General features: G+C 62.5%; 12 protein-coding genes and 1 pseudogene. 7 read left to right on the plus strand and 6 right to left on the minus strand.

What is annotated here, in order from left to right; all coding sequences use genetic code 11:
* Positions 1–164: 164 nt before the first annotated feature.
* Genes hpxW through hpxZ form a run of 4 tightly spaced genes read left to right on the plus strand, consistent with a single transcriptional unit; the run spans position 165 to position 3,730 of the window.
* A complete protein-coding gene (gene hpxW / locus SIK97_RS15680) occupies positions 165–1,748 on the plus strand; it encodes an oxamate amidohydrolase (protein ID WP_057174117.1) in 1,584 nt (527 codons plus the stop codon).
* A 16-nt stretch (positions 1,749–1,764) separates the two neighbouring features.
* Positions 1,765–1,953 carry an oxalurate catabolism protein HpxX gene (hpxX, locus tag SIK97_RS15685; RefSeq protein WP_047725089.1) on the plus strand — a complete coding sequence of 63 codons (189 nt, stop codon included), beginning with the start codon at positions 1,765–1,767 and terminating at the stop codon, positions 1,951–1,953.
* Positions 1,950–3,347, plus strand: a complete 1,398-nt coding sequence (locus SIK97_RS15690) for an AtzE family amidohydrolase (protein ID WP_047724120.1) — start codon at positions 1,950–1,952, stop codon at positions 3,345–3,347. Before hpxX ends, SIK97_RS15690 begins: the two co-directional genes overlap by 4 nt.
* Positions 3,344–3,730, plus strand: coding sequence for an oxalurate catabolism protein HpxZ (gene hpxZ / locus SIK97_RS15695; RefSeq protein WP_009653539.1), 387 nt, complete (start codon positions 3,344–3,346; stop codon positions 3,728–3,730). The genes SIK97_RS15690 and hpxZ overlap by 4 nt, the downstream gene beginning before the upstream one ends.
* Positions 3,731–3,888: 158 nt before the next feature.
* On the opposite strand, the gene puuE is transcribed toward hpxZ, so the two are convergent.
* The 3 genes and pseudogenes from puuE to SIK97_RS15710 all read right to left on the minus strand — a co-directional run bounded on the left by puuE (position 3,889) and on the right by SIK97_RS15710 (position 6,297).
* The gene (puuE, locus tag SIK97_RS15700; protein WP_004849698.1) at positions 3,889–4,821 is read right to left on the minus strand and encodes an allantoinase PuuE; all 933 of its coding nucleotides are present in this window, start codon (positions 4,819–4,821) and stop codon (positions 3,889–3,891) included.
* A pseudogene (locus SIK97_RS15705) lies at positions 4,709–5,581 on the minus strand (aspartate/glutamate racemase family protein); the annotation flags it as partial. The gene puuE and the pseudogene SIK97_RS15705, both read right to left, overlap by 113 nt.
* Positions 5,581–6,297: a GntR family transcriptional regulator gene (locus tag SIK97_RS15710; protein ID WP_014228762.1), complete on the minus strand. Its 717-nt coding sequence runs from the start codon at positions 6,295–6,297 to the stop codon at positions 5,581–5,583. The gene SIK97_RS15710 and the pseudogene SIK97_RS15705, both read right to left, overlap by 1 nt.
* Positions 6,298–6,441: 144 nt before the next feature.
* On the opposite strand from SIK97_RS15710, the gene SIK97_RS15715 reads away from it, so the two are divergent.
* Positions 6,442–7,929, plus strand: coding sequence for an NCS1 family nucleobase:cation symporter-1 (locus SIK97_RS15715; protein WP_014228761.1), 1,488 nt, complete (start codon positions 6,442–6,444; stop codon positions 7,927–7,929).
* A gap of 109 nt (positions 7,930–8,038) precedes the next feature.
* Positions 8,039–9,358, plus strand: coding sequence for a guanine deaminase (gene guaD / locus SIK97_RS15720; protein ID WP_025106222.1), 1,320 nt, complete (start codon positions 8,039–8,041; stop codon positions 9,356–9,358).
* A gap of 104 nt (positions 9,359–9,462) precedes the next feature.
* Here guaD and uraH read toward each other — a convergent pair whose 3' ends face one another.
* The 3 genes from uraH to SIK97_RS15735 are packed head-to-tail and all read right to left on the minus strand — an operon-like array spanning position 9,463 to position 11,646.
* Positions 9,463–9,789 (minus strand): hydroxyisourate hydrolase, encoded by a 327-nt coding sequence (uraH, locus tag SIK97_RS15725; protein ID WP_025106221.1) that lies wholly within the window; start codon positions 9,787–9,789, stop codon positions 9,463–9,465.
* Positions 9,786–10,286, minus strand: a complete 501-nt coding sequence (gene uraD, locus SIK97_RS15730) for a 2-oxo-4-hydroxy-4-carboxy-5-ureidoimidazoline decarboxylase (protein ID WP_038424292.1) — start codon at positions 10,284–10,286, stop codon at positions 9,786–9,788. Before uraD ends, uraH begins: the two co-directional genes overlap by 4 nt.
* Complete coding sequence (locus tag SIK97_RS15735; protein ID WP_014228757.1) at positions 10,264–11,646, minus strand: nucleobase:cation symporter-2 family protein; 1,383 nt, start codon at positions 11,644–11,646, stop codon at positions 10,264–10,266. The genes uraD and SIK97_RS15735 overlap by 23 nt, the downstream gene beginning before the upstream one ends.
* 346 nt (positions 11,647–11,992) lie before the next feature.
* Here SIK97_RS15735 and hpxO point away from each other — a divergent pair, with 346 nt between their 5' ends.
* Positions 11,993–13,147, plus strand: a complete 1,155-nt coding sequence (gene hpxO / locus SIK97_RS15740; protein ID WP_046877434.1) for an FAD-dependent urate hydroxylase HpxO — start codon at positions 11,993–11,995, stop codon at positions 13,145–13,147.
* Positions 13,148–13,380: the final 233 nt, after the last annotated feature.

Genomic DNA, 13,380 nt, shown 5'->3' on the forward strand with positions numbered 1-13,380 from the left:
CCTCTGTAACTTTCGTTTCACCGCACTATACCGCTAACGACTTTCATAATGCATGCCAGTTCGGCAAAAAACGCCCATCGTCGGCAACGATTGAAACTTTACGTTCAGATATGGAACAGCTTTTGCAACCCTCTGCGGACATTTCGCTTAATTGAGGACACCCCATGCAAAGTCATGTTGCCGCCCGCGGGATGGCGGTTGCGCCCCATCATCTGGCCAGCCAGAGCGCGCTGGCGATTCTGCGCGAAGGCGGAAGCGCCATCGAAGCGATGGTCGCCGCCGCTGCGACCATCGCCGTGGTTTACCCGCATATGAACGGCCTCGGCGGCGATGGCTTCTGGCTTATCGTGCCCCCCGAGGGCGATCCCATCGCCATTGACGCCAGCGGCGCGGCGGGGTCGCTGGCGACGCCGCAGGCCTACGCCGGCCTCGCGCAGATCCCCCACCGCGGACCGCAGGCGGCCCTGACCGTGGCGGGCACCGTCAGCGGCTGGGACGAAGCGCTTAAGGTTTCGCGGGAGTTAACCGGGAAATCGCTGTCGCTGACGCGTCTGCTGGAAGATGCCATCGGCTACGCCGCCGGCGGTATCCCGGTGACCGCCTCGCAGGCCAGCGCGACCGCCGATAAATTCAGCGAACTGCGCGACCAGCCCGGCTTCGCCGAAACCTTTCTGGTGGACGGCCAGCCGCCGAAGGCCGGGAGCCGCTTTTTGCAGCCGGCGCTGGCGAACACTCTGCGCCGATTAATCGATGACGGTTTAGACAGCTTCTATCGCGGCCCGCTGGCGGAGCAGCTGGCCCGCGGTATGGAAAAGTACGGACTGCCCGTCACCCTGAGCGACCTGCGGCAGCATCGCGCTCGCCGCCCGCTGCCGCTCAGGCTGGCGCATCAGCACGGCGAACTGTGGAACCTCGCGCCGCCGACCCAGGGGCTGGTTTCGCTGGCGATCCTCGGCATCACCGACAGGCTGGCGATGGCCGACGCCGACGATGCGATGACCGTCCACCGAATTGTGGAGGCGACCAAGCTGGCCTTCGGCCTGCGCGACGCGCATATCACCGATCCCCGCCACCTTGATGTCGATATCCAGAGCCTGCTGGCGCCGGCGGCGCTGCAGCCGCTGGCGGAGAATATTGACGACCAGCGGGCGGCCCCGTGGGGCGCGGGCAAAGGCCCGGGCGACACCGTATGGATGGGGGTTATCGATAAAAGCGGGCTGGCGGTCTCCTTTATCCAAAGCCTGTACCACGAGTTCGGCAGCGGCGTGGTGCTGCCGGAAAGCGGCATTGTCTGGCAGAACCGCGGAGCATCGTTCAGCCTCGACCCGCGCCACCTGCTGGCGCTGGCGCCCGGCAAGCAGCCGTTTCACACCCTCAACCCCGCCGCCGCAAGGCTGAACGATGGCCGGGTGATGGTGTACGGATCCATGGGCGGCGACGGCCAGCCGCAAACTCAGGCCGCTATTTTCACCCGCTACGTCATGCAAAACGTGCCGCTACAGGAGAGCATCACCCGGCCGCGCTGGCTGCTGGGGCGTACCTGGGGGCAGACTTCCGACTCGCTCAAGCTGGAGGGCCGCTTCAGCGCCGAAAGCGTTGCCCGCCTGCGTCAGCTGGGGCACGACGTTGACGTGCTGGCCGATTTTAGCGAAGCCATGGGCCACGCCGGGGCGATTGTTCGCCATCCCAACGGCCTGTTTGAGGGGGCCAGCGATCCGCGCAGCAACGGCTCCGCCGCCGGCTATTAGGAGCTAGGAGCTGATGATGAACACACCGCACAACGAATGGGACGCTTACCTCACACAAATGGAACAGCTGCTGGCGCTGGAGCTGGACGATGCGCGGCGCGCAGAGCTCAGGATGCAGTTTAGCCGCATTGCCGCCATGGCCGGGCCGCTGCTGGCTTTTCCCCTCGACGATCGCGTCGAAATCGCCGGAGTCTATAAAGCATGAAGCTACCTGAAATGACGATTCACGAAATCCAGCGCGCGCTGGCCGCCGGCGAGCTCAGCGCCAAAGAGATCGCCCGCCACACCCTGGAGAACATCGCCCGCGTTAACCCGCAGATCAACGCCTGGACCCACGTCAGCGAAAAGCGCATGCTCGCTGAGGCGGAGAATATCGATACCCTGCGGCGGGAAAAAAAGCCCCTGCCCGCGCTGGCAGGCGTTCCCTACGCGGTGAAAAATCTGTTCGATGTCGCCGGCCATACCACCCTTGCCGGGGCGCAGCTGCTGAGCGATCGCCCCGCCGCCGCCGCCGACAGCTGGGCGGTGCGCCAGCTGCATAGCGCGGGCGCGCTGCTCTCCGGGATGCTGAATATGGATGCCTACGCCTACGGTTTTACCACCGAGAACAGCCACTACGGGGCGACGCGTAACCCGCACGATCTTTCGCGGATTGCAGGCGGCTCCTCGGGCGGGTCGGCGGCGGCGGTGGCCGCCGGGCTGGTGAATTTCTCGCTGGGCAGCGATACCAACGGCTCCATTCGCGTCCCGGCCTCGCTGTGCGGGATCTTCGGCCTCAAGCCGACCTTTGGCCGTTTATCGCGCTCCGGCAGCCATCCTTTCGTCGCCAGCCTCGACCATATCGGTCCGTTTGCCCGCTGCGTCAACGACCTTTCGGCGGTCTACGATGCGCTGCAGGGTCGCGATCCGGGCGATGGTTTTCAGGCCGACAAGGCCAGCGAGCGCACGGCGAATCTGCTGTCGCGCGGTCTCGAAGGCCTGCGCTGCGCCACGCTCGGCGGTTATTTTACGACATGGTGCGATAACGACGCCCGTGCGGCCGTCGCTCGCGTCGCCGGGGCGCTGGCGGCGCATGAGGCTGTGATTTTCCCGGAGGCGGAGCTGGCCCGCTCGGCGGCGTTTATTATCAGCGCCGCCGAGGGCGGAAATCAGTACCTGCCCGCGCTGCGTAGCCAGCCCGAACGTTTTGAGCCGAACTCCCGCGAGCGCCTGCTGGCGGGCGCGATGATCCCGTCGGCGTGGTATCTTCAGGCCCAGCGCTTCCGCCGCCACGCGCAGCAGGCGTTTAAAGCCCTGTTCGCCCATGCGGATGTGCTGATCGCCCCGGCCACGCCGTGCAGCGCGACGCTCATCGGCGCGCAGACCATGGAGATTAACGGCCAGCCGCTGCCGATTCGCGCCAGCATGGGGATGCTGACCCAGCCCATCTCCTTCCTTGGCCTGCCGGTGGTCACCGTGCCGCTGCGTACGGCGAACGGTCAGCCGATTGGCCTGCAGCTGATTGCCGCGCCTTTTAATGAACAAGCCTGTCTGCGCGCGGCGCGGGCGCTGGAAGAGATGGGCATTACCGACGCCCGCCCGGTGGAGATAGCAGCATGATGACGCAAGAGCAGATTAATCGCCCGTTGGTTCTCGCGGAGGTGACGGCGGCGTTTTACCGCTATGAGGAAGCGCTGGTGAGCAACGATATCGCGGTGCTGGATGAGCTGTTCTGGCACGATAAGCGCACGGTGCGGCTGGGGGCCGGGGAAAATCTCTACGGTATCGACGAAATCCGCGCCTTTCGCGCCGCCCGCCCGGCCGCCGGCCTGCAGCGCGCGCTGCGGCACACCACCATCACCACCTTCGGCGAGGACTACGCGGTGTGCAGCACCGAATTCACCCGCGAAGGCAGCGAACGCATTGGCCGACAGCAGCAAACCTGGGTGCGCTTCCCCTGCGGCTGGCGCATCGTCGCCGCCCAGGTGAGTTTGATGAGTTAAGCCCCGCGCCTTTCCCGGTATCCCCCGGGTTGCGCTGCGCTTACCCGGGCTACGGGTCCACAGAGGGTGATGAACCCGTAGCCCAGGCTACCGGATTGCGGCCGTTTGCAGAGCTGTAGCCCGGGTAAGCCGCTTGCGGCGCGACCCGGGGAACGCCTTTACCCCCGGAACGGATGAACGTCGCGCCAGTGGTCGGCAATCTGCTGACGAGTGCAGACCCAAACCTGGTCGTGCTGCTGCACATAATCAAGGAAACGCTGCAGCGCGCGGAAGCGGCCCGGGCGCCCCAGCAGGCGGCAGTGCATCCCGATGGACATCATCTTCGGCGCGCTGGCCCCCTCGGCGTACAGCACATCGAAGCTGTCTTTCAAATAGGTGTAAAACTGCTCGGCGGTATTGAACCCCTGGGCGGTGGCAAAGCGCATATCGTTGGCGTCGAGGGTATAAGGTACGATCAGGTGCGGCTTACGCGTCCCGTCGCCGCAGGCCACCTCGCTCCAGAACGGCAGATCGTCGCCATAATAGTCGCTGTCGTAATCAAAACCGCCGTGCTCCACCACCAACTGGCGGGTATGGGGGCTATCGCGCCCGGTATACCAGCCGGTGGGCGGTTTGCCAAATAGATCGGTTAACACCTGCACGGCTTTATGAAGATGCTCCCGCTCCTGCTCGATAGGCATATTCTGGTAGTGGATCCAGCGCCAGCCGTGGCTGACCACGTCATAGTTCGCCGACTTAATCGCCTCGACCACCTCGGGATGACGCGCCAGCGCCATGGCGACGCCAAACACGGTCAGCGGCAATCCCCGCTGGCTGAACTCATTATGGATGCGCCAGAAACCGGCGCGGCTGCCATACTCATACAGCGAATCCATCGACATATGCCGGTCAGGGTAGCTGGCGGCACCGATAATATCGGACAGAAACTGCTCAGAACCGGCATCGCCGTGCAGCACGTGGTTTTCCGAGCCCTCTTCGTAGTTCAGAACAAACTGCACGGCGATGCGCGCATTGTTCGGCCACCGCGCGTGCGGCGGCTGTCCGCCGTAGCCGCGCAGATCGCGCGGGTAATCGTCTGCCAAAAATGCCATCTGCTACCTCTTCATATTAAAAGGGATTTAATGCCTGAAATTTGCCGCTCAACGCCTTGGCTTCCGGAAACCCTAAATCGCCCTGCTTGCTGGTCGACAGGCCTAACGCCACCAGCGACTCAACCATTTTGACCGCCGCGCTGACGCCATCGATCACCGGCACGCGCAGCTCGCGGGTCAGCTCCTGGGCCAGCGTCGCCATCCCGCCGCAGCCCAGCACGATAGCCCCGCAGCCGTCCTCTTTTAGCGACTGGATACAGCGCGCTCGTACTTTCTCCTGCGCCAGACCGCTGCCGTCCTCCAGCGCCAGCACCGGTAAATCAATGGCGTGCAGGGCGGCGCAGTGGTCATGAAAACCATACTGGTGCAGCAGATGACGGGCGATGATCAGGGTGCGCGGCAGCGTGGTCACGATGGAAAAACGGGTGGCCACCAGCGTCGCCATATGCATCGCCGCTTCGGCAATCCCCACCACCGGCCCCTGCGCCAGCTCGCGCGCCGCCAGCAGCCCGGGGTCGCCAAAACAGGCGATCACGTGCCCGTCTACCCCCTGTTGACGACCGGCTTTGATCTGCTCCAGCACGCCCACGGCGGCGATGGCTTCATCAAAGTGGCCCTCTATCGACGGCACGCCCTCGCGGGGGCAGACCGCCAGAATCTCGGTTCCCGGCGCGGCAGCCGCCCGCGCGGCGGCGCCGATGGTTTCCGTCATGGCCAGGCTGGTGTTGGGGTTGATGACTTGTATACAAACAGCGGCCATTACGGCTCCTTATAGCCGGCAAACAGCCGGGCAAAATCGGGCAGGGTCACGCCAGAGCGCTCAAAACAGAGGCTGGCGACAATATGTTCAAAATGGTGGCTTAAGGCGTCGCTCAGGGGCTGGAGCGCCTTGTCACGCAGCAGCTGGACAAGCTGTTCGTGATCGTCGCAGCGGCAGCCCTGACGCCACGGCGATCCCCACGCCGCGATAACCAAGGATGAACGCTGGCTCAGGCGGGTCACCATCTCGGTGAGCACCTGATTGCCGGAGATCGCCTGCAGCTGGATATGAAACTCGGCCGAATAGCGGATCGCCGCCGGGCCGTCATAGCGTTCATGCGCCTGCTGCTCCTGACGGATAATGGCCTCCAGCGCCGCCAGGTGCGGCGGCTGGCAGCGGGTCAGCACATCCGGCAGGTTGGCCACCTCCAGCAGCGCGCGGGTACGGAAGATCGCCTGCGCCTCTTCGACCGTTGGGCTGGCGACCTGTGCACCACGTTTGGGCGTCAGGGCGACCATTTGCACAGTCGCGAGTCGTTGCAGCACTTTTCTGATCCCGGTGCGGCTTACACCAAACACCTCCGCCAGCGCCTCCTCCGGCAGTTTGCTCCCCGGCGGCAGCTGATGCTCGACGATCGCGGTCATCAGCGCCTGATAGATGGATTCGTCTTTATCCTGCAGCTCTGGCGCGGCCTGCAGACGATGTTGGTTGCTCATTCACCACTCCGGTTTTTACTTTTTGATATCGGATCGTATACATAAAATTTAATTCTTGCATACAAAATTAACTGTTTTGGCCTGATTCCTGCAACAGCCTCGGCAATCCATTTAAACGGGTGTTCATTTACAGGAGCAGGTTTCATGCCAAATCAACAAAATACGCATCAGGTTAAGGCCGCTGATCCCCACGCTGGATACAGCCCACGGCTTTGCAATGAGGATCTGGCGCCGACGCGCGACCAGAACTGGAGCTGGTACAACATCTTTTCTTTCTGGATGTCGGACGTGCACAGCATGGGAGGCTACGTGGTGGCGGCGAGCTTCTTTACCCTTGGTCTTGCGAGCTGGCAGGTGCTGCTGTGCCTGCTGGTGGGGATTTGCATCGTTCAGCTGTGCGCCAACCTGGTGGCGAAGCCCAGCCAGATGGCGGGGGTGCCCTACGCGGTCATTTGCCGTCAGGCGTTTGGCGTCTTTGGGGCCAATATTCCGGCGGTGATCCGCGGGCTTATCGCCTTCGCGTGGTACGGCATTCAGACCTATCTCGCCGCCAACGCGCTGATGCTGGTGCTGCTGAAGTTCTGGCCCTCGCTGTCGACGCTCACCGCTTCCAGCTTCCTTGGCCTGTCGCATCTGGGCTGGCTCTGCTTCGCCACCATGTGGCTGCTGCAGGCGATGGTGTTCTGGCACGGGATGAACGCCATCAAGCGCTTTATCGATATCGCCGGCCCGGCGGTCTACGTGGTAATGCTGGCGCTGGCGGGATGGATTGTATACAAGACCGGTTTTGACGGGATCTCCTTTACCCTCGCCAGCAAATCGCTGAGCGCCGGGGAGCAGACCTGGCAGATGATCACCGCCACCGCGCTGGTGGTCTCCTACTTCTCCGGCCCGCTGCTCAACTTTGGCGATTTCTCGCGCTACGGCAAAAGCATGGGTGAGATCCGCCGCGGCAACCGCTGGGGCCTGCCGTTTAACTTCCTGCTGTTCTCCATCGTGACCGTGGTGATTGTCTCCGGCACGCAGTCGCTGTTTGGCCGCATGATCACCGACCCGATTGAGACCGTGAGCCGCGTGGGTAACGACCTGGCGGTCGCCATTGGCCTGCTGACCATGATCACCGCCACCATCGGGATTAATATCGTGGCCAACTTTGTCTCCCCGGCGTTCGATTTCTCTAACTGCTCGCCGCAGAAAATCAGCTTCCGCACCGGCGGGATGATTGCCGCCGTGGGATCGATTCTGCTGACGCCGTGGAACCTGTTTAACTCGCCGGAGCTGATCCACTACACCCTCGACGTGCTGGGGGCGTTTATCGGCCCGCTGTTCGGTATCCTGATCGTGGACTTTTACATCATTAAGCGCGGCAAGGTTTCCGTTAACGATCTGTTCGACGACACGCCAAAAGGCCAGTACTGGTACCGCAACGGCTTTAACCCGAAAGCGATCGCCGCCCTGGTACCCTCCGTCGCGATTGGTCTGGTCATCAGCTTTATTCCGGCCCTGCACGAAGTGGCTAACTTTAGCTGGTTTATTGGCGTCTTCCTGAGCGGCGCGGCCTACCGCTGGATCGCCCGCGACGAGCGCGTCGGCGCCACCGCCGGCTTCAGCGCCCTCGCCCAGAAAGAGTAACCCGGCTTTCCCGCCGCGGCGTCACGTCGCGGCGGCTCTCCGCCTGCGCAAACTGGCATTAATCTTGCTCAATCAACCTATCCTTTCGCTAACCCACAGGGCAGCTATGATGTTTGACTACCATGCCGCGGTTCGCGGCGCATTTTTCGATATCGCCGGGGTTGCCGAGAGCGCCGACGATATCGCCCGCCAGGCGCGCTATCTGGAGGATGGCGTGCTGTTTCTTCGCGACGGACGCATTCAGGCGCTGCTGCCGTGGCAGGAGGGCGAACGCTTTCTGCACCCGCAGAAGGGCTATCGCGATCTGCGCGGTAAGCTACTGCTGCCGGGATTTGTCGATGCCCACGTCCACTATCCGCAAACCGAGATGATCGGCGCATTTGGCGAGCAGCTGCTGGAGTGGCTCACCACTTATACCTTTCCGGTGGAGAGCCAGTTTGCCGATGCCGACTACGCCGCGGAGATCGCGCAGTTTTTTGTCAACCAGCTGCTGAGCCACGGCACCACCACCGCGCTGGTTTTTTGTACGCTGCATCCGCAATCGGTGGATGCCCTGTTTAACGAAGCGCTGCGCCTGAATATGCGCCTGCTCGCCGGCAAAGTGATGATGGATCGCCACGCGCCGGACTACCTTAGCGAAAGCGCGGAGCAGAGCTACCGGCAAACCCGCGAACTGATTGAACGCTGGCACCGGCGCGGCCGCCTCGGCTATGCCATTACGCCGCGCTTCGCGCCGACCTCAACGCCGGAGCTGCTGGCCGCGGTGCGGCAGCTGCGGGAAGAGTTTCCCGATACCTGGCTGCACACCCATCTGAGCGAAAACCTCAACGAAGTGGCGTGGGTAAAAAGCCTGTGGCCGGAGCATGAGCACTATCTTGACGTCTACCATCACTATCGGCTGACCGGCGAGCGTAGCGTGTTTGCCCACGGCATTCACCTGGCGGACGCCGAGTGGCAGTGCCTGCACGAGACCGGTTCAGCGCTGGCCTTCTGCCCGACGTCAAACCTGTTTCTCGGCAGCGGGCTGTTTCGTTTACCGGCCTGCTGGCAGAACAAAGTGCGCATGGGCATCGGTAGCGATGTTGGCGCGGGCACCACGTTCAGTATGCTGCGCACCCTCGGCGAGGCGTATAAGGTCAGCCAGCTGCAAAGCTATCGCCTGCGCGCCAGCGAAGCCTTCTACCATGCGACCCTTGGCGGCGCGCGCGCGCTGCGCCTTGACGAGAAGATTGGCAATTTCCAGCCCGGCAAAGAGGCCGATTTTGTGGTTATCGACCCGGCGGTCACGCCGCTGCAAAGGTTACGCAGCGGGCGCTGCAAAGATATCTATGAGCAGCTATTCGTGCTGATGACCCTGGGCGATGAACGTAATATCAGCGAGACGTGGGTAAACGGCGAGCGCGTGTGGGGGGATGCGGCTGCGCAGTAGTCCCTTTCCCGGAGGCGGCACGTTGTGCCTGTCCGGGCTACCAGACCACAGACAGCGCCGAACTCGTAGCCCGGACAGGCGCGCAGCGCCGCCTCCGGGGAAATTTAGCTGCCGCGATAGGTAGACCAGCCGCCGGGGGCAATTAAAAACGGTAAATGATAGTGCTCGCCAGCCGCTTCGCGGATGACGAAATCAATCTGCGCGCTCAGGTAGAGCGTCTCGCGCCCGCTGGCGGCAAACCACTCGCCGATTTCCGCGCACAACCGGTAACGCCCCGGCGCCAGCGTCCCGGCGCCGAGTTCGCCAATGCGGCCGTTATCATCGGTGACGCCGCGGGCAACCAGCGCGCCTTCGCGCTCCAGCGCAATCTTTACGCCCTGCGCCGGTCGGCCGGTGGAAATATCCAGAATATGGGTGCTTAAGGTACTCATTCGCCAATCGCTCCTTCCAGTCTTAATAGGGTGATTTCGCGCAGCTGCGCTAACGCGTCCTCGACTTCTGCGCGCTCGCTGTTTTGCAGGCGACGCGACAGCGCCGCCAGGATTTCATCCCCGCTGCGCCCTTTCGCGCGAATCAAAAAGACCCGGCCAAATCGCGCTTCGTAGCGGGCGTTGCCCTCTTTCAGCGCCTGCGCCAGCGCAGCATCGCGGTCATCAACGCTTCCCTGTTCCTGACGCGAGAGCGCCGCGTGCGCCTGAGACCCGGCGGGCTTTTCGCCGATACGCGGATGGGCGCTTAGCGCCTCGGTCAGCTCCGCTTCGCCCCACGCCGCCATCAGCCGCCGGGCGGCGCTGAGTAAATCAGCGCGGCTGCGCCAGGGCCGGCCGGCGGCCAGCGCCGCCGCCCAGCCGGAGATGGCCACGCAGGGTTCCAGCACGGCGACGGCATGTTCGCCGCTCAGCTGATTAAAGTGATTCAGCGCGATCATCGGTGCTCCTTGTGGCCGCCGCCGCGGCCGGTTTCTCTTCCGGAATAATCAGATTCAGGACAATCGCCACCAGCCCGCCGCTGGTCGCCGCGGAACCGAACAGGTTACCCACGATCGGCGGGAAGTGGGTCAGAAACGCCGGAACCGCTTCAATGCCGAGACCAAAACCGAAGGCCAGGCCAACGATCAGCATATCGCGACGGGTTAGCGGTTTCTGGGTGATAATGCGGATCCCCGCCGCCACAACGCAGCCAAACATCACCATCGTCGCGCCGCCCAGCACCGGCGCCGGGATCTGGCGCAGTATCTCGCCGAATGGCGGAAACAGGCCCAGCAGAATCAAAATCACCCCGATGTAGCGGCCAACGTAGCGGCTGGCGACGCCGGTCATCTGAATCACGCCGTTGTTTTGCGCAAAGGTGGTATTGGGGAACGCGCACAGCATCGCCGCCACCATGCAGCTTATGCCATCGGCAAGAATGCCGCCTTTCAGCCGCGAACGAAAGGCCTCGTCATCTATCGACTGCTGAGAGATCAGGCAATTGGCCGTCAGATCCCCCACCGCCTCAAGAATGCAGACCAGCGACACCAGCGCAATCGGCAGAAAAATCGCGCTGTTAAACTGAAAACCAAACGGGAACAGCTGCGGTAAGCGGAACCAGACATCGCCGACGCCTTTAAGCTGGAACGATCCGCTCAGCGCCGCCGCCGCGCAGCCGACGGCAATCCCCACCACCACCGAAGAGAGACGCAGCCAGCGGTTTTTCGCACAGCTCAGCAGGACGATGGTCCCCAGCGTGCCCGCGCCGAGGGCGATATTGCTCATGCTGGCAAACGCTTTAGCCTGCTCGCCGCCGCACCAGTTAATGACGCTGACTTTAATCAGGCTAATGCCGATCAGCGCAATCACGCTGCCGGTAATCACCGGAGTAAAAATGCGCTTCAGCGGTTCAATAAAGCGGCTGACGAGACAAGGCACCAGCGCGGCGACAACGTTGACGCCAAACAGCATGGCCATAATATCCTGCGGCGTGCCGCCCTGCCCTTTTACCCACATACCGCCGGCAATGGCGACGCCGAGGAACGCAAAGCTGGTCCCCTGCATACAGATCATGCCCGCGCCGATCCCCCACAGGCGGTTGGATTGCAGGAAGGTCCCGATGCCGGAAGCCAGCAGGGACATGCTGATCAAATAGGGCAGCCACTCCCCCAGCCCTAGCGCCGCGCCGATAATCAGCGGCGGCGTAATAATGCCTACCAGCCCGGCGAGTACGTGCTGTAAGGCGCTAAAAAAAGCCGGGAGCGGCGGGATCCGCTGCTCAAGGCCGTACAGTAAGCCGCCGTTTTTTTCATCTGACATGGTCGTTTCATCCCGTTGCGAATAAGCGTGCGGGTACGGGTGCACAAAACAGGCCAAACTCGCTCACATTTGCGCAACATTTAATTTTATTCATTTTTTTCAATCAGATAACCCATCATTTTTGTCAGGTCCCTGGCGTCTGACCTCGGCGCGACAATGAAACATTAGATTCTCAATTACAAATTTAGAAATTATTGATTCATAAAAAGGCAATAAAACCCGCTCTGCGCACCAGCGTTGTGCAACCGCACGGTCGCGGGGAGCCCGAATCGGCGAAATCAGCGCCTGCGCCAAAGTGGTACGCAAATTGCTCAAGCCAATAACGACGTATGTAAAGGAGAAGCAAATGAAAGCATTAGTTATCGGCGGCGGAATCGGCGGCCTGAGCGCGGCGGTGGCATTAAAAAATGCCGGTATCCACTGCGAAGTCTTTGAAGCGGTGAAAGAAATCAAGCCGGTGGGCGCGGCCATCTCCATCTGGCCTAACGGCGTTAAGTGCATGAAGCATTTAGGCATGGGGGATATTATCGAGAGTTACGGCGGCCCCATGTATTTTCTGGCTTACAAGGATTATCTGCGCGGGGAGACTCTGACGCAGTTCAGCCTAGCGCCGCTGGTGGCGCGCACCGGCGGCCGTCCCTGTCCGGTTTCCCGCGCCGAGCTGCAGCGCGAGATGCTCAACTTCTGGGGGCGCGACGCCGTGCAGTTTGGTAAACGCGTCACCCGCTGCGAAGAAAACGCCGACGGGGTTCGCGTCTGGTTTACCGACGGGTCGATGGCTGAAGGCGATTTTCTGATCGCCGCCGACGGTAGCCATTCGGCGCTGCGCCCGTACGTGCTCGGCTATACCCCTGAGCGCCGCTACGCGGGCTACGTTAACTGGAACGGTCTGGTGGAAATTGATGAGGCGATTGCGCCGGGCAACCAGTGGACCACCTTCGTTGGCGAGGGGAAACGGGTGTCGCTGATGCCGGTCTCCGATGGACGGTTTTACTTTTTCTTTGATGTTCCGCTCCCGGCGGGGCTGGCCGAGGATCGCAGCACCCTGCGGGCGGATCTCAGCCGCTACTTCAGCGGCTGGTCGCCGCAGGTACAGAAGCTGATCGCCGCCCTCGACCCGCAGACCACCAACCGCATTGAAATCCATGATATCGAGCCGTTTGAACGGCTGGTTCGCGGCAAGGTGGCGCTGCTGGGCGATGCCGGGCACAGCACCACGCCGGATATCGGCCAGGGCGGCTGCGCGGCGCTGGAGGATGCGGTGGTGCTGGGGGATCTGTTCCGCCAGAGCCGGGATATCACCGAGGTATTGCGCCAGTACGAAGCGCAGCGCTGCGACCGGGTCCGCGACCTGGTGCTGAAGGCGCGTAAACGCTGCGATGTGACCCACGGTAAAGATATGGCGCTGACGGAAGCCTGGTATCAGGAGCTGAAATCCGAAACCGGGGAGCGGATTATCAACGGTCTGTGCGAAACCATTCAGGGCGGCCCGCTGGGGTAAAGATGCTGGCATCAGCCCCCTTCCCGGCTCGCGGCGTAAACGCCTTAGCCGGGCTACCGGATCGCAGACGCCGGGAAACCCGTAGCCCCGGTCAGCTCGTAGCCCGGCTAAGCGCAGCGCGAGCCGGGAAGAAGCCACGCCGATGCATCACCCCGACACCGTCCCGGAGGCGGCGCTGCGCGCCTGTCCGGGCTTGTATGATTACTCCGTCAGAAAGAACCGGCCAGTTCTCT

Origin of the sequence: Klebsiella sp. JN_Kp126, assembly GCF_033843325.1 — a bacterium.
Lineage (GTDB): Bacteria > Pseudomonadota > Gammaproteobacteria > Enterobacterales > Enterobacteriaceae > Klebsiella > Klebsiella michiganensis.